Source organism: Synechococcus sp. Lug-A, from assembly GCF_024345655.1.
Classification (GTDB): Bacteria; Cyanobacteriota; Cyanobacteriia; order PCC-6307; family Cyanobiaceae; genus MW101C3.
The window spans coordinates 107,435-127,996 of the sequence record NZ_JAGQBN010000006.1; the positions used below are offsets into that span (position 1 = coordinate 107,435).

Consider the following 20,562-nt stretch of genomic DNA (forward strand, 5'->3'; position numbering starts at 1 on the left):
GCTCCTGGCTCACGTCACCGCCGGCGGAGCCCTCCTGGGTCACCGCCGGCGCCTCACACCAGCTGACACAGGGCATCGAGCAGCCGTTCCACTTCGGCTGCGCTGGTGGTCACATGGGTGCAGGCACGCAGACAGGACGGGTCGTCGAGGCTGCGCAGCCAAAGTCCCTGCTTCCCCAGCGCCTCCACCACCGCCTGAGGGGTCTGACCGGCCACGGTGAAACTCACCAGGCCAGCGGGTGGCGCTGCACTCAGCAGCGGCGTGATCCCATCAATCGCCTGCAGCCCCTGCCACAGCTGGCCGCTGCGCTCCTGGATCAGCGAAAGCCGCTGCTCGCACGAGCCCAGCGACTCCAGCAACGCCAGCGAGGTGTGCAACCCTGCCAGCAGCGGCGTGCAGGAGGTGGCCACCTCGAAGCGGCGGCTGTCGGTGTGCCAGGCACTGCCCCCCTGGGATTCGTTCGCCAGGCTGCGCCAGCCTCCCAGCGTGGGCTGCGACTCCACCAGCAGCCGCGCCGACAGCGCCACCCCACCCAGCCCTTCAGGGCCGCAGCACCACTTGTGGCCTGTGAAGGCGTAGATGTCGGCCTGGCTGGCGGCTTCAGCCACGGGCAGGCTTCCCACCGACTGGGCCGCATCCACCAGCAACCATGGCTGGCGCCCATGCTCCCGCAGCCGCGCGGCCACGGCCGCGATCGGCATCACCAGGCCGGTGTTCCAGAGCAGATGGGAGAGCACCACCAGGCGCGTGCGCGGCGTCAGTGCGGCTTCGAGCGCCGCCAGCACAGCGTCATCCACAGCAGCGGGGGAATCGCCGCGGATCTCCTTCACCGCCAGGGTGTCGAGGCTGAGGCCTTCGCGGCGCGCCAGCTCGCGGCAGGCCGCCACGATGCCGGGGTGCTCGCAATCACTGATCAGCAAGGTGTCGCCGGGCTGCCAGGGGAGCCCCCAGAGCGGCAGCACGCAGCCACTCGACACGTTCTCGGTGAGCGCCAACCGATCGGGAGGAACGCCGCAACCGGCCGCCAGAACCCCGCGCAGGCTGCTCAGTTGGGCTGACAGCCAGGGCCAGACGTCTGCCGTGAACGGGCCCAGCTCCTGCAGCCGCTGCCAGCTGGCGGTGATCGCCGCGAGCGAGGGCGTCGGCAGCGGGCCCTGCCCGCCGTAGTTGAAATAGCTCTTGTTCGCCAGCGCTGGCATGAGCTGCCGCAGCTGGGCAGGGGTGTGTGGATCCATGGGGGAAACGATGCCGTCGTCAGGTGAGCACGGAGCCCTTCAGGAAGGGGTGCGCCGCCGCCAGTGCCCGCAGGTTGACACCGGTCACGTGGGCGATATCACCGAGCGCCTCGTGGGTGAGGAAGGCCTGGTGGGCGGTGATCAGCACATTGGGGAAGGTGAGCAGCCTGGCGAGCAGATCGTCTTGAAGCACATGGCTGGAGAGATCCTCGAAGAACACCCCCTCCTCTTCCTCATAGACATCGAGTGCCACTCCACCGAGCCGGCCCGACTTGAGCGCCTCGATCAGCGCGGAGGTGTCAATCAGGCCGCCACGGCTCACATTGACGAGAATCACGCCCGGCTTCATGCGCTCAATAGTTTCGCGCCGAATGATGTGATGGGTTTCCGGCGTGAGCGGAACGTGCAGGGAGATCACATCACTCATCGAGGCCAATGTGATCGGATCGAGATAGGTGATGCCCTCCCGCGCCGCCCAGGCGGGGTCGGGATAGGGGTCGTAGGCCACCACCACCATGCCGAAGCCGTGAAGAATGCGCGCCACGATCTTGCCGATCTTGCCCGTACCCACGATTCCCACCGTCTTGCGATGCAGATCGCTCCCCACGAGGCCCTGCAGCGAGAAATTCATCTCGCGCACCCGGTTGTACGCCCGGTGCACCTTGCGGTTCAGGCTCAGCAGCAACGCCACCGCATGTTCAGCCACCGCATAGGGGGAATAGGCCGGAACATGGGTCACCGTGAGCCCCAGTTCCCTGGCTGAATCCAGATCGATATTGTTGAAGCCGGTGCAACGCAGGGCCACCAGTGTGATGCCCCTCGCCACCAGCTGCTGGATACAGGCCCGGTCGACCACATCGTTGACGAAGACACAGACAGCCTTGGCCCCTTCAGCGGCGGCGGCAGTATCCGCAGTGAGGCGAAAGGCAAGAAAGCGAAGCTGCACATCTGCGCCTGTGGCCGCTGGGAGATGGAGCCGGTCGTAGGGCTTCGCATCAAACACCGCCACGGTCAACGTCGTGGCGGCAGGGTCCGGAGGGGTGACAGATGGCAGAAGCTGTGTGGGCGAAGGCTCTGGGTGTGTGAGCGAAGGCTGAACGTGAGTCGCCGTGGCCTCAACGTTCAGCGAAGGCTTCGAAGCATCCATGACCAAACGAACCGCACTGGATGGATCATCCAGGCGACCCTAACCAGCCACAGCGACCGTCAACCCTGGCCTGTGTGGGTTCAGAGAACCTGGCCCACCATCACAGCGGCGAGAGCGGAAAACAGGGTGATGCCGAGGGCGGTGAGGGGGTTCTGACCCTGGGCCACGGCGAAGGTGGTCACCACACCGGCACCAAGACAAGCCACGGCGATCTGGGTAGCGACGGCGGGACGATCCACGGTGTTCTGTACAACTGCACGGAACCGTAGGGATGGATATTGCGGAGACTTCGCCATTCCCCGGGTTTCGTTACCCGGCGTCGGGGTTCGTTACTCGGCGTCTGTTTTCGTTACGCCGCGCAATCTGGAGGCCGGGCGGGCCCGGCCACTCTCGGCCCAGTGTTTGAGCGCCTCCAACTGTTCCCGCGCCGTGCGCGACAGGGGCACCAGATCACTGGCGGCGGCAATCAGATCAGGCTCACCGAACTCCCTGTGGTCGCCGAAGGCGAGGTGCATGGCCTCCACCACCACCTGCTCCAGTTCTGCGCCGGAGAAGCCAGCGGTGCGGTCCACGAGCACATCCAGGGGGATGCGGTGGTCGGGGCGCCGCCGGCGCAGCTGCAGATCGAGAATCGCCAGCCGCTCAGCCACATCAGGCAGATCGAGCAGGAAGATCTCGTCGAAGCGTCCTTTGCGCATCAGCTCGGGGGGCAGGCTGTCCACCCCGTTGGCGGTGGCCACCACGAACACGGCGGAGGTTTTCTCCGCCATCCAGGTGAGCAGGCTGGCCAGCACCCTCTGACTGGTGCCGCCGTCGCTGCGGCTGTCGCCACCGAAGCCCTTGTCGATCTCGTCGATCCAGAGCACGCAGGGGGCCATGGCCTCGGCGCGGCGGATCATGTCCCGGGTGCGGGCCTCGCTGGCTCCTACCAGGCCGGCGAACAGGCGTCCCACATCGAGGCGCAGCAGAGGCATCGCCCAGCTGTGGGCGATCGCCTTGGCCGTGAGCGATTTTCCCGTGCCCTGTGGACCGACCAGCAGCACACCGCGGGGTAGCGGCAGGCCATAGCGCTCGGCCTCGTCGCTGAAGGCCAGCTTGCGCTGCTTCAACCAGTGCTTAAGGGCGTCGAGGCCGCCGATGTCGGAGGGGGTCGCTTCGGTTGGGCAATACTCCAGCAGCTCGCTGCGGGCGATCGCCTGCCGCTTCTCCTCCAGCACTTCGGTGAGATCGGCTTCGCCGAGCTGCCCCCGGCGGGCCAGGGCCCGGGCGGCCACCTGACGGATGCGTTGCTCGGTGAGGCCGCTACAGCAGTGGGCCAGTTGCTCCAGCAGGGCAGGCTCCGGCGGCCGGCCGCTGGCCTGACCGATGTTGGTGAGCAGCTGGCTGATCTCGCTGGGACTGGGAAGGGGCAGCTCGAGCACGGTGATGCACTCCTCCAGTTCGCGCGGCACCTGCCAGTCGGGGGCCGTGATCACCAGGGTGCGGGGCTGGCGGCGCAGGCTGGTAGCCAGATTGCGCAGGCGGCGCGAGATGCCCGGGTCCTCGCAGTAGCGGTTGAAATCCAGCAGCAGCAGGATCGCTGGTTGATCCGGAGGCAGGGATTCGATGCTGTCGAGCGCCGCCATCGGGTTGCGGGCTGCCTCCCCCCGCCGGTTGGGCAGGCCCTCCAGCCCCTGCACGAAATCCCAGCGCAGCAGCAGCCGCTGGCCCAGCCGCTCGGCCGCGGTGGTGAGCAGCGCCTGGATGCGCTCCTCTTCAGGGCTGCGGATCCAGAGGATCGGCGTGCGCGAACGGATCAGCAGATCCAGCTGGTCGATCCAGGGCGCCGTCATCGGCCGGCTTCAGGGGCGCTGAACGGGAAGGGAGCGGCGACGTGGGGCATGGGAGCGGATCAGCGGAGCTCACGCAACCGCGCCCAGCGCGGGTCGATCGCAGCACCATCCTGGGAAGCGGGATCGGGGATCGGGGCCGCGTCGTGGGTGCCCCAGCTGGCAGGCCCGGGGCAGTCGGGGCCGCAATGGTTGCGCAGGGGCCATTGCAGGCTGAGCTGCTCGAACAGCCAATGGGCGGGATCGAAACTGCCCTGGGGATCGAGGCGCTCGCAGGGGCCATCGAGCGGGTCGTCATCTGGCTCGCTCGGTTCAGCGTCGCCGATCCAGAGCGGTTCACGCTCCTTAAAGGCGATCGGCTGGTTGTAGTGGCGCAGGCAGCGGTCGCAGCAGAGGGTGATGATCGTGTGGGCCGCACCGCTCACCTCCAGCACGCTGCCGCCATGCAGGGCAGTGATCGTGCCCCGCACCGGAGTGAGGGTGGTGAGGGCCGGCAGATGCTGGTCGACCTCCCAGTGACACCCCTGGGGCATCAGCCGCAGCTGCTGCAGGGGGATCGGCTGCAGCGGCACCGCCTGCGGAGGGTGGGAGGGGCCGCGCTGCGTCACTTCTTGCTCTTGGGCTCAAACGGCAGCCGGTCGAGGGAGGCGGCGCCGCTGGAGGCCACCGACACGGTCTGCTGAGCAAGCTGCTGGTCAAGAATCTCCTGGAGGTTGTCCGGAAGGGCTTCGCGGGTGAGCAGGAAGGTCTGCAGGCCCTGGAAGATGTTCGCCACCACCATGTAAAGCAGGACGCCGGCGGGCAACGGGAAGAACAGGAACATGCCGGTGATCATCACGGGCGTGATCTTGTTGGCGGTGGACTGCTGCGGGTTCGGCGGCATGCCCATGCCCGAAAGGATCTGGGAGACGAACAGGCTGGCGCCGAAAGCTCCCACCAGGATGGCGATGTCCCAGTTGATCGCCCCATCGGTGTAGAAGCCCACCTGACCGAGCGCCTTGATGAACAGGAAGCCGCTGCGGGCTGCCAGGCCGGGCACCTTGGCCTCCACCGTGGCGTCACCGGTGCCGATGGCCGTGATCCTGCCGTCGTCGCTGACCGCCACCACGCCATCGCCTTTGGTGACCGACCAGGTGGGCAGGAAGGCCGAACCGTTTTCCACATCGGCGAGGACGGAGGTGAACGGCTTGCCGTCACGGGTGTGCAGCTCGATCTGGGCCGTGTCGCCGACGCCGAGCTTGGTGCCTTGCTCAAGGCTGGCGACCACCGGCACGTGGCTGGTTTCGGTGATGAAGATCGAATGGCTGGCGCTGTTGAACGGCTTCGCTTCCACCGCAGCGATCTGGTCGGCGGGGAGCACCTTGAGGTTCAGGGTGTAGGGCACATCGGCGAAGGGGGACCCCCGCAGGGTGGCGAACAGGGCGAACAGGATCGGCATCTGAACCACCAGCGGCAGGCACCCGGCCAGCGGGCTGCCGAACTCCTTCATCAACTTGCCCAGCTCTTCCTGCTGCTTCTGGGGGTTGCTGGCGTAGCGCGATTTGATCTCCGCCTGACGCTTCTGCATCACCGGCTGGGCGATGCGCATGCGGCGGGCACTGCGGATGGAGCCGGCGCTCAGCGGGAAGAGCGCCAGCCGGATCACCACGGTGAGCGCGATGATGGCCAGCCCGTAGCTCGGCACCAATCCGTAGAAGAAATCGAGGATGGGGAGCAGCAGGTTGTCGGAGATGTAGCCGATCACAGCGGGGTGGGGACGGGGGGAAGGATCTGATCGGCCCAGTGTGCCCGACCAATGGGGCGGTGCGAGCGCACCGGGAGGGAGTGGGGGACGTCAGGCCGTGGCCAGCTGGGCATCGCCGAATCCCTTCGTTCCTGCTGCGGCGCTGGTCTTGGCTGCCATGCGCTCGAGGATGTAGGCCTCTGTTTCGCGGAAGCGGGGCACGGAGCGCATTTCAAGCTTGGCGCCATCGTTGAGCACCAGCACCATGTCGCCCCAGGCGCCGAAGCCACGGGGCACCGAGCGCAGCTCGCGGATCTGGCTGTACACCACCTGGCTGCGGTCGCGGCCCAGCCAGCCACCGCTCACGGAGATGCGCCGGCTGGTGATGCGGAAGCGCAGCCAGAGCGCACGCACGATGGACCCCACGGCGAAGGGGATGCCGATCAAGGTGAGACCGAGCAGGAGGTTGAAGATCAGATCGCCCTTGGCCGGACCACCCTGATAAAAGACGGGTTCGGGAATGGTGGGGATCACGGGGAGACCATCGGCCGGGGTACCGCTCATGGGCTCAGACCTGCCTTGCGAAACAGCTCCGCACATTCTCCCAGCAAGGCCTCGGTGTCCGCGTCCGCACTGCCCGGCTTGAGGCTGAGCAGCAGCCAGAGGGCACGGCCGGAGGGCTGGGGGCCGGCACAGCGCTGGTGGAGCCAGGTGTGCAGCTGGCGCCGCAGCTGATTGCGCCGCACCGCCAGCTTGCTGACCTTGCTGCTCACCACCACGGCACAACGCCAGCGGCTGGGCGGGTGTGGGCCACCGGTGCGCAGCAGGGCGGGGTCCGCCTCAGTGACGCGCAACACCAGGAGCGATCCATGCACCCTGCGGCCGCTGCGGTAGAGGCGGTCGAAGGCCCGGCGGCTCCGCAGCCTCAGCGCGGCGGGCAAGGCCATGGATGAAGGGCCTGAACGGCCTGGCGAAGGGAATCGGATCAGACGGCCAGGCGGGCGCGGCCGCGGCGGCGGCGGGTGCGGATCACGCGGCGGCCGGTGTGGGAGCGCATGCGCACCCGGAATCCGGAGACGCGCTTGCGTTTGCGGCTGGTTCCTTCGAGGGTGCGCTTCGTCATGGTGCCGCTCTGGGTCTTGCTTGTGGTCGATTGGCCAACTTATCAGGCAGGTGCCCGTGGGCCCGGGCTCAGTTGTTGGTGGGGTCGATCTGGATCAGCCAGCTGCCCAGGTAGCCGGCAAATGGCACATCCCCTGGGGCCTGTGCCAGGGCATTGAACTGATACATGCCCGTGTTGAAGGGATTGAACAGGTTCATGTACACCCCGATGGTGATGTCGTCGGGGATGGGGCGGTCAGGGAAGATCTCGATCGCCTTGCCATTGGCGTTCACCTCGATGGTGGCGGGGATCTGCTCCTTGCAGCGGGTGCGCGACATCACACCGCCTTCCTGCATCACGCAGAGCTTGAGGTCCTTGGGATTGATCTTGGTGTCGAAGGTGGCAGGCACGGCCACGGTGAGCTTGAGAATGGCCGTGTTGCGGTCTTTGGGCCTCAGGATCAGGTAATACTCCGAGCGCTTCAGCCGTGCCGTCTCGGTCATGAAGAAGTAGAGCTTGCGGTAATCCCGGTTGTTGTCCCAGCGGAATTCCAGCAGGCCCGGCGTGCCCTGGGAGCGGGCTGCGGGCACATCGCCGATGGTGGCCGCCAGGGCCGTGCCGGCCAGGGCTAGAGCCAGCGCAGCGCCGGCCCGGGAGAATCGCCGCCGCAACGGGCTCACCGGACGCGCCGGACGGGAGCGGAGCGGGCCGAGCAACGGAAGGGTCATTGGGACGGGGGTGGGGGCCGAAAGGCTGTGAGTGCATTCTCCCTCCCCTGTTCCGGCGGTTCAGCCCAGGCGGGTGCAGCGGCCGAGCTGTCAGTTATGACCGGATCTGTCCGGACGCAACCGGGCTGCCTCGCGCAGGTACGGATGGGCCGGAGGGCGGGAGGCCTCCATCCAGGCGTGGGCCAGCAGCCGGATGCAGCGAGGAAGGTCGCCGGTCACCGCCATCTGCTGGCAGTCCAGCAAAGCCACCGCGTCCCAGCCGGGGTAGCGGCGGGCGATCGCCGCAGGGAAGCAGGCGTTCAGGTCGGGGGTGACCGAGAAGGTGACCGAGAGCACCTGCGGGCCCTCCAGGCCATTGCGGGCAATCAGGGCGTCGAGCAGCTCGGCCACTGCCTCGGCGATGGCCGCGCTGGTGTTGGCCTCGACGGTGATTGCGGCCCGCAGCGCCCGCAGCGCAAGTGGCTGGTTCATGGCCGCCAGAGCCAGAGCGGCTGGCCGCTCCAGGCCAGTTCCAGGCTGAGCGCCTGGTGGAGGCCGGCGAAGAGGTTGCGGCCTGGCAGGAACGACAGCACCCGCTTGGCGGGCTTGCCGAAGGTAGTGGGACGCACCTCCTGTTCATCGAGGCCTGCCAACCGGGCCGCCAGCCGGCGGGCGGTGTCCTCGTCGCCCAGTTCATCCACCAGGCCCAGCTCAAGCGCCTGAGCGCCCGTGAACACCCGCCCATCGGCGAAGCCACGCACCAATTCCTCACTGAGGCACCGACCGGTGGCGACCGCCGCCACGAACTGGTCGTAGCTGGAATCAATCAAGCCCTGCAGCAGGCTGCGCTCCTCGGTGGTGAGGGCGCGGTCGGGGGAAAGGATGTCCTTGTAGGGGCCGCTCTTGACCGTCTCGAAGCTGATGCCCACCCGCTCAAGCAGGCGGGAAAGGTTGTTGCCCCGCAGGATCACGCCGATCGAGCCAGTGATCGTGCCCGGATTGGACACAATGCGCTCCGCCGCCACCCCCACATACACCCCGCCGGAAGCGGAGATATTGCCGAAGCTGGCCACCACTCGGCAACCCTTGTCCCGCAGGCGGAGCAGGGCGGCGTGGATCTCCTGGCTGTCGCCGACGGTGCCACCAGGGGTGTCGATGCGCAGCAGCAGGGCCGGGCATTCCCGTTCCTCCACCTGGCGCAACGCCTTGAGCACCCGCTCGCGCGTGCCCCCGGCGATCGGTCCCTCGATCACGACGCGGGCCAGGGTTTTGCGGGACTTTCGGCGCCAGGGCCAGGGCATGCGCTGCGGCACGTAGTGGCTGGATCTTAAAAAGGTTGTTGGCGGCCGCTCCGATGACTCCCGTTTTCCGTTGGCTGCCGATGCTGCTTCCCTTCGCGCTGTGGGGAACGGCGATGGCGGCGATGAAGCCGCTGCTCGCCCACAGCGGGCCGCTCACGCTGGCCTGGATGCGTCTGCTGCCCGCTGGCGTGGCCGTGCTGCTGGCCGCCGTAGCGCTGCGGCGCCCGCTCGGGGTGGATCCCGCCGACCGGCTCTGGCTGCTGGCCTTCGCGCTTGTGGACGGCACGCTGTTTCAGGGGCTGCTGGCGCGCGGGCTGGAGGGAACCGGCGCCGGGCTGGGCTCGGTGCTGATCGATTCGCAGCCGCTGCTGGTGGCGCTGCTGGCCCGTGCCCTGTTCGGCGAAGCGATCAACCCGGTGGGCTGGCTCGGCCTGTTGCTGGGGCTGGCCGGCATCCTCTGCCTGGGCTTGCCGGCGCCGCTGCTCCAGCACTGGTGGCTGGAGGGTCCCATCAGCTTCGGGGTGCGGGCCTGGAGCCACGGCGAGCTCTGGATGCTGGGCGCCGCCGTGGCGATGGCGGTGGGCACGGTGCTCTGCCGCTTTGCGATGCGGCGCAGCGATCCGGTGGCCATCACCGGCTGGCACATGGTGATCGGCGGGGTGCCGCTGCTGATCGGTGCTGCACTGGGGCCCGCCCTCGATCCGGCGCTGCCGCCCTTCTGGCCGACCTGGACCCTGCAGGAATGGGGCTGGATGGCCTACGCCAGCCTCCTGGGCAGCGCCCTGGCCTACGGCCTGTTTTTCTGGTTCGCCAGCAGCGGCGATCTCACCGGCTTTTCGGCCCTCACCTTCCTCACCCCGGTGTTCGCCCTGCTCTGCGGTCTGCTGCTGCTGGATGAGCACCTGCGCCCGCTGCAGTGGCTGGGGGCCGCCCTGGCGATGGTGTCGGTGCTGCTGATCAACCGGCGCCGCCAACTGTGGGTGCCCGCCAGCGCCACACCGGAGCCGGCCCCATGAGCACGGGTTTGCGGCTGTTGCTGGTGAGCACGCCGGTGGGCACGCTCGGCAGTGGCCGGGGTGGGGGCGTGGAGCTCACCCTGGCGGCGCTGGTGGCAGGACTGGGCGGGCGCGGCCACCGGCTCACGGTGCTAGCCGGTGAAGGTTCCCGGCTGCCCCCCGGCAGCGGGGCGGTGCAGCTCTGGACCTGCCCCGGCCACGACCAGCCCAGCTGGCAGCACCAGAGCCACGACAGTGCCGTGCAGATCCCTGCCGACGGCCTGCTGCCGGCCCTGTGGGACCGGGTGCTGCAGGAGCAGGGCAGCTTCGATGCGGTGCTCAACCTGGCCTACGACTGGCTGCCTCTCTGGCTCACGCCCCACTGCGCCACGCCGCTGTTCCATCTGGTGAGCATGGGCTCGGTGGCGCGGGTGATGGATGCGGTGATCGCCGATGTGGCGCGTCGCTGCCCGGGGCGGCTGGCCTTCCACACGCGCTCCCAGGCGGCGGATTTCGACCTGCCCGGCCCGCCACTGGTGCTGGGCAACGGTTTCGATCTGACGGCTTATCGCTTCCGCGCCGAGCCCGACCCGGAAGCCCCCCTGGGCTGGGCCGGTCGCATCGCTCCGGAGAAGGGGTTGATCGACGCGGCGCGGGTGGCCGCCGGGCTGGGCCGGCGCTTGCTGGTGTGGGGGGTGGTGGAAGACGCCGCCTACCGGGAAGCGGTGGAGGCGGCGGTGCCGGCCGGCACCGTGCACTGGCGCGGCTTTCTGCCCACCGGGGAGCTGCAGGCGGAGCTCGGCGGCTGCCGCGTGTTCCTGAACACGCCGAAATGGAACGAAGCCTTCGGCAACGTGGTGGTGGAGGCGATGGCCTGCGGTGTGCCTGTGGTGGCCTACCGCCGTGGCGGCCCCGGCGAGCTGGTGGAGCCCGGCATCAACGGCCTGCTCGTTCCTCCCGACGACCTGGAGGCGATGCAGGCGGCCGTGCTTGCCGCCGAAAGCCTCGACCGGCTGGCCTGCAGGCACTGGGTGGAGCGCCATGCCTCGCGGGAGGCATTCGCAGGGCGCGTGGAGGCCTGGCTGCTGGCCGGTCTGGAGCCAGGCTCCCCCGCCGGTCATTCACTACAAGGTCAAACGGCAGGCCGGACGCCGGACGCCGGGACGTAGGTTTCCCACGATCGTTCCGCTGCTCGTGCCCCCTGCCAACCCGCCGGCCGCGGTTCGTCGAGGCAAGGGCTGGCGGCTTGCGCTCCTTGTCACGGCAGTGCTCGGGCTGGGGATCTTCGTTCTGCAACTCGGCGAGGCTGGGCTGGTGGACGAAACGCCACCGCTGTTCGCTGGCGCCGCCCGGGCGATGGCCGAGACCGGCGACTGGCTGACCCCGCGGGTGAACGGACTGCCCCGCTACGACAAGCCGCCCTTGATCTATTGGCTGATGGGGCTGGTGTACGCCCTGCCGGATCACGCCCGCTTCGACCCGCTCGGCAGCTGGGCCGCCGGCCTGCCGTCAGCCCTCTCCAGCATCGGCGTGATGCTGGCCCTCTGCGCCACCCTGCTGCGCTGGCCCCAGCCCAGCCTGGGCCCGGGGGGAGAACGGCTGCCCCGGCGGCCTGCCCGCAGCGCCGTGGTGGCGGCCCTGGCCTTTGCGCTTTCTCCGTTGGTGCTGCTGTGGGGGCGCATCGGCGTCAGCGATGCCCTGCTCAGCGGCTGTCTGGCCGTCAGCCTGCTGCTGCTGTGGCAGGCCTGGGCCGACCCCGGCCGCCCCTGGTGGCCAGGCTGGCTGGTGCTGGGCCTGGCGGTGCTGGCCAAGGGGCCGGTGGCTGTGGTGCTCGCCGGCCTCACCCTCGTCGGCTTCGGGTGGCATCAGGGCAGTTTGCCGGCCCTCTGGGCACGGCTGAAGGCCGGGCGCGGCCTGGTGATCACAGCGCTGGTGGCCGTGCCCTGGTATGCCGCGATGCTGGTGGTGGAGGGGCAGCCCTTCTGGGACAGCTTCTTCGGCTACCACAACCTGCAGCGCTTCAGTTCGGTGGTGAACGACCACCTCCAGCCCTGGTGGTTTTTCCTGCCGGTGCTGGTGATCGCCAGCCTGCCCTTCACACCGCTGCTGCTGCTCGGCCTGAAGCGTGGCCTGGCCAGAACCCCGAGGGCGCCCCAGCACTCCTTGCGCAGCTTTGCCGCCTGGTGGTTGCTGGCTGTGCTGGTGTTCTTCACCATGGCAGCCACAAAACTGCCGAGCTACTGGCTGCCTGCCACCCCGGCGGCGGGCCTGCTGATCTCCCTGGCGGCCCAGGACGGCGAAAGCGGCAGGCGGGACGGCGAAGGGCGTGGCGCTGGGGCCGGCCGCTGGTTCCTGCTCGCCCAGGCCGCCACCGTGCTGCTCACCACCACGGTGGCGGTGGCGCTTTGGGTGTCCAACACCTGGATACCCCTGATCAAGGATCCAGAGATGCCCACCCTGACGGCGGAGCTCACCGCCAGCGGGTTCGTCGAGAGGGCAGCCCTGTTCTGGACCCTGGCGGCCCTGGTCGGCCTGCTCTGCCTGTGGCGGGTGGTGCCCGGCTGGCTGCTGGGGCTGCAGCTTCCCTTGGTGGCATTCCATCTCTTCGCCCTGCTGCCGCTATGGCAACTCGGTGATGGCGTGCGGCAGCGACCGGTGCGAGAAATGGCCGCCAGCGTGCAGCGGGAGATCCGCCCCAGCGAGGCCCTGGCGATGGTGGGGGTACTCAAGCCTTCGCTGCACTACTACACCGGTCGAGTAGTGATCTACGAGGGGATTTCCGTCGATGGCATGGTGAACCTCAGCGATCGCCTGCGCCACGAGCAGCGCGAGGGGCAGCAGCCCAGTACCCGCGCCGAGGCCCCCACAGTGCTCGTGGTGATCGATCACAACACGAGCCAGCTGCCCTACTGGCGCGCCGTTCAGGGGGAAGAGCTCGATCGCGCCGGCATCTACCGCCTCTGGCGCGTGGACCGCGCGCGGTTGGAGAGCGCCGCCGCGGCGCTGGTGAACAGGGGGGCAGGCCGTCCTAGCTGGCGGGATCCAAGGCCGGAGCGCTATTGAGCGCCGTCCTGGCGCACGCAGAAGCTGCAATGCCCCCAGCGCTTCAGTTCACCAGCTGGAGCGGGTGCGCCGCAGCGGGGGCAATCGGTGAGGCCTTGGACATCGATGCGGCTGGGGTGGGCAGCCCAGACCTCTGCCTCACTCTCGCTGCCAGCGCTGGCGGCGGCGGCTGGGTGGTGGTGCTGAAAGCGCAGATCACGGATCTGGAAGCCCGCGCCCCGCAGCGCTCCCAGCAGCTGATGGCGGTTGAAGCGGAGCGCCTGCAGCCACTGCGGGTGGTTCGCCCCCACCCACAGCACCCCGGCCTGCAGCGACAGGGGGCGGCAATGGGGCGCCAGCTGAGCACCCGCCACCTTCGGCCAGGCCTGCCACAGCGCCGCCAGGCTGCCGTTGCGGCGCCACTGGGCAGAGAGGGCGGTGAGACAGGTGCCCACCGCGGTGGCAGGCCGCCGCTGCGGCGCCACCAGCACCTGCAGGGAGCCGAAGCGACGGGTCTGGTCGCGGGGGGCGATCGCCATGGGGCCAGGTTAGGTGCGGGCAACCGGCGGAGCCAGGGCCGCCCGCCACCGCTACCCTCGGACGTGCCCCCTCCATGATCCATGGGCTTCTTCGATCGGCTCAGCCGCCTGCTGCGGGCCAACCTCAACGATCTGGTCAGCAAGGCGGAGGATCCGGGCAAGATCCTGGATCAGTCGGTCGCGGACATGCAGTCCGACCTGGTGAAGCTGCGCACGGCCGTGGCCACCGCGATCGCAAGCCAGAAGCGCATCCAGAATCAGGCGCAGCAGGCGGAAGCCCAGAGCAAAACCTGGTACGAGCGGGCCGAGCTGGCGCTCAAGAAAGGCGAGGAGGATCTGGCGCGCGAAGCGCTCAGCCGCCGCAAGACCTATCAGGACACCGCCACCGCGCTCAACAACCAGCTCTCCAGCCAGGCAGGCCAGGTCGACGCGCTGAAGAAGAGTCTGCTGGCACTGGAAGGCAAGATCGCCGAGGCCAAGACCAAGAAGGACATGCTCAAGGCCCGCTCCCAGGCGGCGCAGGCCCAGGAGCAGTTGCAGAGCGCCGTCAGCGGGTTGGGCACCAACTCCGCCATGGCCGCCTTCGAGCAGATGGAGGAGAAGGTGCTGCAGCAGGAGGCCCGTAGCCAGGCCGCGGCCGAGCTGGCCGGCGCCGACCTGGAAAGCCAGTTCGCCTCCCTGGAGGGCAGCGAGGTGGACGACGAGCTGGCCGCTCTCAAGAACCGGCTGGAAGGCGGCCCTGCCGCCACCCCCCTGCTGGCCGCCGACAGTCCCACCCCCCTGCTGGAACCCGTGAAGGCCGCGGAAGTGGATGCCGAGCTCGAAGAGCTCAAGCGCTCAATCGACAAGCTCTGAGCTCCGGCGGTGCGGCAGGATCCCCGCCAGGGGATTCCTAGACTTGGACTCTCCCGATCCCTGCTCGTTCCCTCCCGTGGCCGTTGCCCAGTTCACCGACGCGAACTTCGCCTCCGACGTGCTTGAGCGGCCCGGCGCGGTACTGGTCGACGTCTGGGCCAGTTGGTGTGGCCCCTGCCGCCTGATGGCGCCGCTGATGGAGGCGGCCGCCAGCGATTACGCCGGCCGCCTGGAGGTGGGCAAGCTGGAGGCCGATGGCAACCCCAGCGTGCGCGATGCCCTGAAGATCCAGGGGCTACCCACCCTGATCCTGTTCAAGGGCGGCGAAGAAGTGGCCCGCCATGAAGGGGCGATGGCCCGTCCACAGCTCAACGCCTTCCTTGATGCCCATCTCTGAGCGGGTCGCCCGCCTGGGCAGCGGAGTCTTCGCCCGCAACGATCAACGCAAATCCGACTACCGGCAATACTGCAGCGCCCTGAGCGCTGCCGATCCCAGCAGCAGCCCCGCGCCGCTGCTGGATCTCTCGCTCGGCTCCACCGATCTGCCGCCGCCGCCGCAGGCGCTGGCGGCCATGGCGGCGGCACTCACCGAGCCGGGCAGCTCCTCTTACTGCCTGCACGCTTCCACGCGTCCGTTCCGGGAGGCGGCTGCCGCCTGGGCCCGGCGCCGCTTCGATGTGGCCGTCGATCCCGACAGCGAAGTGCTGCTGCTGGTGGGCTCGCAGGAAGGCACCGCCCACCTGCCCCTGGCCGTGCTTGACCCGGGCGACCGCGCCCTGCTGCTGGATCCCTTCTACCCCTCCCACCGCGGCGGCCTCGAGCTGGCAGGTGCGCGCTCCCTGCTGCTGCCCCTGCAGGCCGAGCAGGGCTGGCGGCCGCCGTTCGAGCAGGTGCCCTCCAGCCAGTGGGAGCAGCTCAAGCTGATGGTGCTTGGCTATCCGCACAACCCCACCGCCACCACGGGCGAACAGGCCTGGCTGGAGGAAGCGGCCGCACGAGCCGTGCAGCACGGCTTCGTGTTCGCCCACGACAACCCCTACGTGGACCTGGCCTTAGAGGGCGAAGCGCCCGCCTTGCTGCGCAGTCCGCATTGGCGCCAGTGCGGGATCGAATTCTTCTCGCTCTCCAAGAGCTGGTGCCTGGGCGGCTTCCGGCTCGCCTTCGCGATCGGTGCCGCCCCCTTGATCACCGCCCTGCGCCAGGTGAAAGGAGTGGTCGACTTCAACCAGTCGCTGGCGTTGCAGGCCGGGGCGATCGCCGCCCTGGAGCAGGCGCCGCAGTGGCCGCAGCAACTGCGTGCCACCTACCGGGAGCGCCGCGACCGCATGATGGGGGCGCTCGAGGCCCAGGGCTGGCCGGTGCAGCGGCCCTCCATGGCCCTCTACCTCTGGCTGGAGCTGCCGCCCGTGGCCCGCGCCATGGGCTCGGAAGCCTTCTGCGCGGCCCTGCTGAAGGGCAGCGGTGTGGCGCTCACCCCGGGCAACGGCTTCGGCGACGGCGGCGAGGGGTGGGTGCGGCTGGCGCTGGTGCATCCGGCGGCGGAGCTGGAGGCCGGCGCGGTGCGAATCGGGAACTGGCTGCGTTCCTTCTCCGGGTGAGGTGGTCGCTGGCTGGCCGCACCGGCCCATGATCGGCCGCATCGCCGCTGCCCGACGCGAGCTGCAGCTGCGGGAGGGGTACCTCGCGCCACCTCTGCCCTGGAGGCTGGCGATGGTGCCGGTATGCGGGAGCACGGAACGGCTGCTCGATCAACGAAAGGCAGGGTGGGGCTCCGGGCCACTGGCACTGCTGGCGCAGCGGCAGCGCTTCGGCCATGGCCAGCAGGGTCGCCCGTGGGTCTCGCCCCACGGTGGGGTCTGGTTGAGTGCGGCGCTGCCGTGGCCGCCTCAGGGGGCTTCCCTCGCCATGGCGGCGGCCGTGGGTCTGGCGCTGCAGCTGGAGGCGCTAGGACTGGCGCCCACGCTGAAATGGCCGAACGATCTGCTGCTGCACAACTGCAAGGTGGCGGGACTGCTGCCACGGCTGCGCCTGCGCGGAAGCCGCATCCAGGCGGCCCGGGTGGGCATCGGCCTCAACGGGGAGAACCCTGTACCGGCTGGGGCGATCAACGTGCGCCAGGCGCTGGCGCTCAGCGGCCAGGCTCGACGGCAGGGAGCCGATGCCATCCGCCTGGCTGCCCGGGTGCTGCTGGCGCTTGACTGGGCCGTGGCGGCGGCCGTTGAACCGGAGCGGGTGTGGCAAGAAGCCGACAGGCGACTGCATGGCCGCGGTCAACCCTTGCTGTGGCAGGGAGAGACCTGGATGGTGGCCGGGCTGGCCCGCGACGGCGGCCTGGAACTGCGACGTGGCGCGGAGTGCACCATCGTGCGCCGCCGCTTCGCAGAACTGTCGCCCCAGGTTGCCTAAGCTGAATTCGCATTTTGCCACCTGGTGTGAACCGCCTTCGTCATCTGCCCGTGCTCGCGATCGGACTGGCCTCTGTGATCGGAGCGCCGCTCGCCCTCGCCGAGCTGCGCGATGCCGCGGCCGGTGCCCCAGCCGCCATCGCACCAGCTCCCACAGCTCCTGCTGCGCCCCTTCCCGCACCCCCCCCGCCGGCGGTGCCCCAGGCGCTCACCCCGCCAGCCCCGCCCCTGGTACCCCAGGCAGGCTCCAGCGACACCTCCCCCCAGCCGCTACGACCCAGCCTGCAGCGTTCCCAGACCCCAGCCCTCTCCTTTGACCAGGTGCTGGATCGCTTCGAGCGTGAGGGAGTGGTGACACCGGCCGAACGGCGGCGGGCACGCCTCGGCGCCGTGGTGCGACCTGAAAACATGCCGGCCCATCGCCAGGCTTGCAGCGAGGGCGCCCTCTCCCCCTCCGAATGCCGCGGCGTGGTGGTGAGCTGGCCTGGAAGTGATTCTGTCACCGGCTCCGGCGGCCTCCTCCCCGATGGCACCTATGCCAGCGGCGGGCCCGGATCCATGCCGCTGCCTCCGATCACCGTGCCCGTGTCGGCACTGCTGGCCGGCCAGGGGGGCAACTTCAGCCTTGCCAGCGTGTTCCGCATCACCCCCAGGCCTGCGCCGCTCCTGGGCAACGGCAACCGCAGCCTGCTGTTTCCGCTGATCGGCTCGGCTGTCACCACTAGCGAATTCGGCTGGCGGATGCACCCGGTGATCGGTAGCTGGCTGATGCATGCGGGCCGGGATCTGGCGGCGCCGGAGGGCACCCCAGTGGTGGCGGCCCTGGCCGGGCGAGTGGTGAGCAGTGGCCTGGCCGGCGGCTACGGCCTGGCGGTGGAGGTGGAGCATGAGCGTCCCCTGCGCCGCACCCTCTACGGCCACCTATCCGAGCTGTTCGTCAAAGAAGGGGAGTGGGTGGCCCAGGGCGAAGTGATCGGCCGGGTCGGCAGCACCGGGCTGAGCACCGGCCCTCATCTTCACTTCGAGTTGCGCCAGCCGGCCAATGGCGGCTGGGTGGCGGTGGAGCCGGGAGAATTCGACCCGGGCCGTCAGCTGCTGGGCGGCAGCGATGCGATTGCCCTGCTGATGGGCCAGTTGCTGGAAACGCTCGAACGTCCCAGTGCACCAGCCGCTTCCAGCGCCGCAGGGCCGGGCTAAGCGTTAGGCGAAGGCGTCATCCAGGCGGCCATCGCGGAAGTGCACGATGCGATCGGCCCGCGCAGCCACGTCGTCTTCATGGGTGACCATCACCACGGTCATCCCTTCCTGGTGCAGCTGATCAAAGATCTCCAGCACCTCCTGGGTGGTCTGGGAATCCAGCGCCCCTGTGGGTTCGTCGGCCAGCAGCAGGGCCGGCCGGTTGATGATCGCCCGCGCGATCGCCACACGCTGCTGCTGACCGCCGGAGAGTTGGTTCGGTTTGTTCTGCAGGCGATGGCCGAGCCCGACACGTTCGAGGGCTTCAATGCCCAGCTTGCGGCGCTGCTCGGCGGGGATGCCGGCGTAGATCATCGGCAACATCACGTTGTCGATTGCGCTCATGTGGGCCAGCAGATGAAACTGCTGGAACACGAAACCCAGCTTGCGGTTGCGAAGATCGGCAAGCTCGTCGTCGTCGAGATCCTCCACCGCCGATCCGCTGAGCCGGTAATGGCCAAACGTGGGACGATCAAGGCAGCCGATGATGTTCATCGCCGTGCTTTTGCCTGAACCGGAAGCTCCCATCACGGCGACATAGTCGCCCTCCATCACCGTGAGGCTGAGTTCATCAAGGGCACGCACCTCGGTGTCGCCTGAGCCGTACACCTTGCTCACGCGATCAAGGACGGCCACGGGCTCATGGGCCCGGGACCGTGAGAGGTCCGCCGGGGCCGTGAGCGTCATCCCAGCAGGGCAGGCGTGGGAGGAACGGGAGCCACGGCGATGGCGGTGGCTTCACGGGCGGCGGAAGAGGCAATCGACTGCTGCAGCATCGGCGTGCCGGTGACGGCCTCATTCGCCCAGCTGAATAGGGGATTGGAGAGCACACCGCCCACCGCCGTGATCAGCACGCAGGCCACCAGGGCGGTGCGGAGAGTGCCCATGCCAGCCAGATTCCAGGTGATCGCCGGGTAGGCCTTCACCACATCGGAGGCTTCCTGCGGCTCCTTCACCACCATCATCTTGATCACCGAGATGTAGTAGTAGATCGACACCACGGACGTGATCAAGCCAACCACCACCAGCAGATACTGGTGGTCGGCCCAGCCGGCAAAGAACAGATAGATCTTGCCGAAGAAGCCGAGCATCGGCGGGATTCCCCCCAGCGACAGCAGGCAGAGACTGAGACCGAGCGTGATCAGTGGATCTTTCTGATAAAGGCCGGCGTAATCGGAAATGCGGTCGCTGCCGGTGCGCAGCGAGAACAGGATGATGCAGGCGAAGGCGCCCAGGTTCATGAACAGGTAGGCCGCCATGTAGAGCACCATGGCGGCATAGCCGTCTTCGGTGCCGCACACCAGGCCGATCATCACGAAGCCGGCCTGGCCGATCGAGCTGTAGGCCAGCATCCGCTTCATGGTGGTCTGGGCCAGGGCCACCACGTTGCCCAGGGTCATGCTCAGGACCGCCAGCACGGTGAACAGCAGCTTCCACTGCGTGTCGAAGGTGTCGAAGCAGCCCACCAGCAAGCGCAGGGCCAGGGCGAAGCCGGCGGCCTTGGAGCCCACGGAAAGGAACGCCACCACCGGGGTGGGCGACCCCTCGTAGACGTCCGGGGTCCACTGGTGGAAGGGCACCGCAGCGATCTTGAAGGCCACGGTGGCCAGCACGAACACCAGCGCCAATGCCGTGACCGGCGTGGCACTGGTCTGAAGGGCAAGTCCGACAGCGTCAAGGCCGGTGGAGCCGCCAGTGAGGCCGTAGAGGAGGGAGGCGCCGTAGAGAAAGACCGCAGCGGCGGCGGAACCCACCAGCAGATATTTGAGCGCTGCCTCGCCGGAGCGGGCATCCCGCTTCATGTAACCCGAGAGGAGGTAGCTGGACACCGAAAGGGTTTCCAGCGACACGAAGATGCTGACCAGATCGGTGGAGCCGCACAGGAACATGGCACCGAGCGTGGCCGCCAGCAGGATCGCGGCGTATTCGCCAACCGGGCTGCCAGAACGCTCCACGTAGCGCCAGCTGATCATCAGCGAGAGCAAGGTGGAAGCTGCCACCACGGCGCGGAAAGCCACCGCCAGATCGTCCGCCAGGAAGGAGCCAAGGAACGAAGGCTCCAGCGGCGCGTTCCACTGCAGAGCCAGGAGCACCAGAGCCGTGCCCAGGCCGGCGTAACAGATCGGCGGCACCCAGCGGATCGCCGCTTCCTCGCCGGCCAGATCAACCAGCAGGCAGATCAGCAGGGCGATGAGGATGGCAGCCTCGGGCGCAATGGCGCCGGAATTGAGCTGGGCGGCGGTGATTCCCAGCCCGATCGCGGGCGCTGTGGCCAGGGAGGCGACGGCCAGGTGGGGCAGTTCCGTCAGGGCGGGAAGGGCGCCAAACAGATCCATGTCGGCTTCAAACGATCGCCTTGTCGAGCGGACTGTAGCGGCGGCGCCGATCATTCTCAGGCGGGGCGGGCCGCCGATGCGATAAAGAGGGAACCGGTTCATCGCCTGCC

Annotated in this window: 23 protein-coding genes; 8 read left to right on the forward strand and 15 right to left on the reverse strand. The window is 68.7% G+C overall.

Going from position 1 to position 20,562, the window contains the following annotated elements:
* Window positions 1-53 precede the first annotated feature (53 nt).
* The 12 genes from KBY86_RS06295 to sppA form a co-directional block, all read right to left on the reverse strand.
* Complete coding sequence (locus tag KBY86_RS06295) at window positions 54-1,235, reverse strand: aminotransferase class V-fold PLP-dependent enzyme (RefSeq protein ID WP_255140600.1); 1,182 nt, start codon at window positions 1,233-1,235, stop codon at window positions 54-56.
* Between the two features lie 19 nt (window positions 1,236-1,254).
* Window positions 1,255-2,250, reverse strand: coding sequence for a 2-hydroxyacid dehydrogenase (locus tag KBY86_RS06300; protein ID WP_261346073.1), 996 nt, complete (start codon window positions 2,248-2,250; stop codon window positions 1,255-1,257).
* 212 nt (window positions 2,251-2,462) lie between these two features.
* Window positions 2,463-2,621, reverse strand: coding sequence for a hypothetical protein (locus KBY86_RS06305; RefSeq protein ID WP_198948196.1), 159 nt, complete (start codon window positions 2,619-2,621; stop codon window positions 2,463-2,465).
* 90 nt (window positions 2,622-2,711) lie between these two features.
* Window positions 2,712-4,214, reverse strand: coding sequence for an AAA family ATPase (locus tag KBY86_RS06310; RefSeq protein WP_255099758.1), 1,503 nt, complete (start codon window positions 4,212-4,214; stop codon window positions 2,712-2,714).
* Between the two features lie 59 nt (window positions 4,215-4,273).
* Window positions 4,274-4,819: a DUF177 domain-containing protein gene (locus KBY86_RS06315; protein ID WP_255140601.1), complete on the reverse strand. Its 546-nt coding sequence runs from the start codon at window positions 4,817-4,819 to the stop codon at window positions 4,274-4,276.
* Window positions 4,816-5,955, reverse strand: coding sequence for a membrane protein insertase YidC (gene yidC / locus KBY86_RS06320; protein WP_255099761.1), 1,140 nt, complete (start codon window positions 5,953-5,955; stop codon window positions 4,816-4,818). The genes KBY86_RS06315 and yidC overlap by 4 nt, the downstream gene beginning before the upstream one ends.
* Before the next feature lie 90 nt (window positions 5,956-6,045).
* Window positions 6,046-6,498 carry a PH domain-containing protein gene (locus KBY86_RS06325; protein ID WP_255140602.1) on the reverse strand — a complete coding sequence of 151 codons (453 nt, stop codon included), beginning with the start codon at window positions 6,496-6,498 and terminating at the stop codon, window positions 6,046-6,048.
* On the reverse strand, window positions 6,495-6,881 hold the full coding sequence (gene rnpA, locus KBY86_RS06330; protein ID WP_255140603.1) for a ribonuclease P protein component: 387 nt from the start codon (window positions 6,879-6,881) through the stop codon (window positions 6,495-6,497). The genes KBY86_RS06325 and rnpA overlap by 4 nt, the downstream gene beginning before the upstream one ends.
* A 38-nt stretch (window positions 6,882-6,919) precedes the next feature.
* On the reverse strand, window positions 6,920-7,057 hold the full coding sequence (gene rpmH, locus KBY86_RS06335) for a 50S ribosomal protein L34 (protein ID WP_006170261.1): 138 nt from the start codon (window positions 7,055-7,057) through the stop codon (window positions 6,920-6,922).
* Window positions 7,058-7,125: 68 nt separating this feature from the next.
* Entirely contained in the window at window positions 7,126-7,764 is a 639-nt protein-coding gene (locus KBY86_RS06340) for a DUF2808 domain-containing protein (protein ID WP_315855840.1), read from the reverse strand.
* A gap of 90 nt (window positions 7,765-7,854) precedes the next feature.
* Entirely contained in the window at window positions 7,855-8,235 is a 381-nt protein-coding gene (gene aroH, locus KBY86_RS06345) for a chorismate mutase (RefSeq protein WP_094510324.1), read from the reverse strand.
* Window positions 8,232-9,044, reverse strand: a complete 813-nt coding sequence (gene sppA, locus KBY86_RS06350) for a signal peptide peptidase SppA (RefSeq protein WP_255140604.1) — start codon at window positions 9,042-9,044, stop codon at window positions 8,232-8,234. Before sppA ends, aroH begins: the two co-directional genes overlap by 4 nt.
* A gap of 53 nt (window positions 9,045-9,097) precedes the next feature.
* Between sppA and KBY86_RS06355 the strand changes: the two genes are divergently transcribed.
* Genes KBY86_RS06355 through KBY86_RS06365 form a run of 3 tightly spaced genes read left to right on the forward strand, consistent with a single transcriptional unit; the run spans window position 9,098 to window position 13,102 of the window.
* A complete protein-coding gene (locus KBY86_RS06355; RefSeq protein WP_094510322.1) occupies window positions 9,098-10,060 on the forward strand; it encodes a DMT family transporter in 963 nt (320 codons plus the stop codon).
* Window positions 10,057-11,208 carry a glycosyltransferase gene (locus tag KBY86_RS06360; protein WP_255140605.1) on the forward strand — a complete coding sequence of 384 codons (1,152 nt, stop codon included), beginning with the start codon at window positions 10,057-10,059 and terminating at the stop codon, window positions 11,206-11,208. The genes KBY86_RS06355 and KBY86_RS06360 overlap by 4 nt, the downstream gene beginning before the upstream one ends.
* A 25-nt stretch (window positions 11,209-11,233) precedes the next feature.
* Window positions 11,234-13,102, forward strand: coding sequence for an ArnT family glycosyltransferase (locus tag KBY86_RS06365; protein WP_399221196.1), 1,869 nt, complete (start codon window positions 11,234-11,236; stop codon window positions 13,100-13,102).
* Here the strand turns inward: KBY86_RS06365 and KBY86_RS06370 are convergent.
* On the reverse strand, window positions 13,096-13,620 hold the full coding sequence (locus KBY86_RS06370; RefSeq protein WP_094510321.1) for a DUF721 domain-containing protein: 525 nt from the start codon (window positions 13,618-13,620) through the stop codon (window positions 13,096-13,098). The two genes, KBY86_RS06365 and KBY86_RS06370, sit on opposite strands and share 7 nt — an antisense overlap.
* An 81-nt stretch (window positions 13,621-13,701) precedes the next feature.
* On the opposite strand from KBY86_RS06370, the gene KBY86_RS06375 reads away from it, so the two are divergent.
* The 5 genes from KBY86_RS06375 to KBY86_RS06395 all read left to right on the forward strand — a co-directional run bounded on the left by KBY86_RS06375 (window position 13,702) and on the right by KBY86_RS06395 (window position 18,077).
* Window positions 13,702-14,475, forward strand: coding sequence for a PspA/IM30 family protein (locus KBY86_RS06375; RefSeq protein ID WP_094510320.1), 774 nt, complete (start codon window positions 13,702-13,704; stop codon window positions 14,473-14,475).
* A gap of 76 nt (window positions 14,476-14,551) precedes the next feature.
* Window positions 14,552-14,872: a thioredoxin gene (gene trxA / locus KBY86_RS06380; RefSeq protein ID WP_255099767.1), complete on the forward strand. Its 321-nt coding sequence runs from the start codon at window positions 14,552-14,554 to the stop codon at window positions 14,870-14,872.
* Window positions 14,859-16,073, forward strand: coding sequence for an aminotransferase class I/II-fold pyridoxal phosphate-dependent enzyme (locus KBY86_RS06385; protein WP_255140606.1), 1,215 nt, complete (start codon window positions 14,859-14,861; stop codon window positions 16,071-16,073). The genes trxA and KBY86_RS06385 overlap by 14 nt, the downstream gene beginning before the upstream one ends.
* A 28-nt stretch (window positions 16,074-16,101) precedes the next feature.
* On the forward strand, window positions 16,102-16,881 hold the full coding sequence (locus KBY86_RS06390; protein ID WP_255140607.1) for a biotin--[acetyl-CoA-carboxylase] ligase: 780 nt from the start codon (window positions 16,102-16,104) through the stop codon (window positions 16,879-16,881).
* 50 nt (window positions 16,882-16,931) lie between these two features.
* Window positions 16,932-18,077, forward strand: a complete 1,146-nt coding sequence (locus KBY86_RS06395) for a M23 family metallopeptidase (RefSeq protein WP_255099771.1) — start codon at window positions 16,932-16,934, stop codon at window positions 18,075-18,077.
* A gap of 3 nt (window positions 18,078-18,080) precedes the next feature.
* Here KBY86_RS06395 and KBY86_RS06400 read toward each other — a convergent pair whose 3' ends face one another.
* Both KBY86_RS06400 and KBY86_RS06405 read right to left on the reverse strand, forming a co-directional pair.
* Window positions 18,081-18,803, reverse strand: a complete 723-nt coding sequence (locus KBY86_RS06400; RefSeq protein WP_255140608.1) for an ABC transporter ATP-binding protein — start codon at window positions 18,801-18,803, stop codon at window positions 18,081-18,083.
* On the reverse strand, window positions 18,800-20,554 hold the full coding sequence (locus KBY86_RS06405; protein ID WP_399221197.1) for an NAD(P)H-quinone oxidoreductase subunit N: 1,755 nt from the start codon (window positions 20,552-20,554) through the stop codon (window positions 18,800-18,802). Before KBY86_RS06405 ends, KBY86_RS06400 begins: the two co-directional genes overlap by 4 nt.
* Between the last annotated feature and the right edge of the window lie 8 nt (window positions 20,555-20,562).

What these genes read in the sequence shown, in the direction of transcription:
- KBY86_RS06295 (WP_255140600.1), bottom strand. Translation starts at nt 1,235, where the DNA reads ATGGATCCACACACCCCTGCCCAGCTGCGGCAGCTCATGCCAGCGCTG.
- KBY86_RS06310 (WP_255099758.1), bottom strand. Translation starts at nt 4,214, where the DNA reads ATGACGGCGCCCTGGATCGACCAGCTGGATCTGCTGATCCGTTCGCGC.
- KBY86_RS06325 (WP_255140602.1), bottom strand. Translation starts at nt 6,498, where the DNA reads ATGAGCGGTACCCCGGCCGATGGTCTCCCCGTGATCCCCACCATTCCC.
- rnpA (WP_255140603.1), bottom strand. Translation starts at nt 6,881, where the DNA reads ATGGCCTTGCCCGCCGCGCTGAGGCTGCGGAGCCGCCGGGCCTTCGAC.
- rpmH (WP_006170261.1), bottom strand. Translation starts at nt 7,057, where the DNA reads ATGACGAAGCGCACCCTCGAAGGAACCAGCCGCAAACGCAAGCGCGTC.
- KBY86_RS06340 (WP_315855840.1), bottom strand. Translation starts at nt 7,764, where the DNA reads ATGACCCTTCCGTTGCTCGGCCCGCTCCGCTCCCGTCCGGCGCGTCCG.
- aroH (WP_094510324.1), bottom strand. Translation starts at nt 8,235, where the DNA reads ATGAACCAGCCACTTGCGCTGCGGGCGCTGCGGGCCGCAATCACCGTC.
- sppA (WP_255140604.1), bottom strand. Translation starts at nt 9,044, where the DNA reads ATGCCCTGGCCCTGGCGCCGAAAGTCCCGCAAAACCCTGGCCCGCGTC.
- KBY86_RS06355 (WP_094510322.1), top strand. Translation starts at nt 9,098, where the DNA reads ATGACTCCCGTTTTCCGTTGGCTGCCGATGCTGCTTCCCTTCGCGCTG.
- KBY86_RS06360 (WP_255140605.1), top strand. Translation starts at nt 10,057, where the DNA reads ATGAGCACGGGTTTGCGGCTGTTGCTGGTGAGCACGCCGGTGGGCACG.
- KBY86_RS06370 (WP_094510321.1), bottom strand. Translation starts at nt 13,620, where the DNA reads ATGGCGATCGCCCCCCGCGACCAGACCCGTCGCTTCGGCTCCCTGCAG.
- KBY86_RS06375 (WP_094510320.1), top strand. Translation starts at nt 13,702, where the DNA reads ATGGGCTTCTTCGATCGGCTCAGCCGCCTGCTGCGGGCCAACCTCAAC.
- KBY86_RS06385 (WP_255140606.1), top strand. Translation starts at nt 14,859, where the DNA reads ATGCCCATCTCTGAGCGGGTCGCCCGCCTGGGCAGCGGAGTCTTCGCC.
- KBY86_RS06390 (WP_255140607.1), top strand. Translation starts at nt 16,102, where the DNA reads ATGATCGGCCGCATCGCCGCTGCCCGACGCGAGCTGCAGCTGCGGGAG.
- KBY86_RS06400 (WP_255140608.1), bottom strand. Translation starts at nt 18,803, where the DNA reads ATGACGCTCACGGCCCCGGCGGACCTCTCACGGTCCCGGGCCCATGAG.
- KBY86_RS06405 (WP_399221197.1), bottom strand. Translation starts at nt 20,554, where the DNA reads ATGAACCGGTTCCCTCTTTATCGCATCGGCGGCCCGCCCCGCCTGAGA.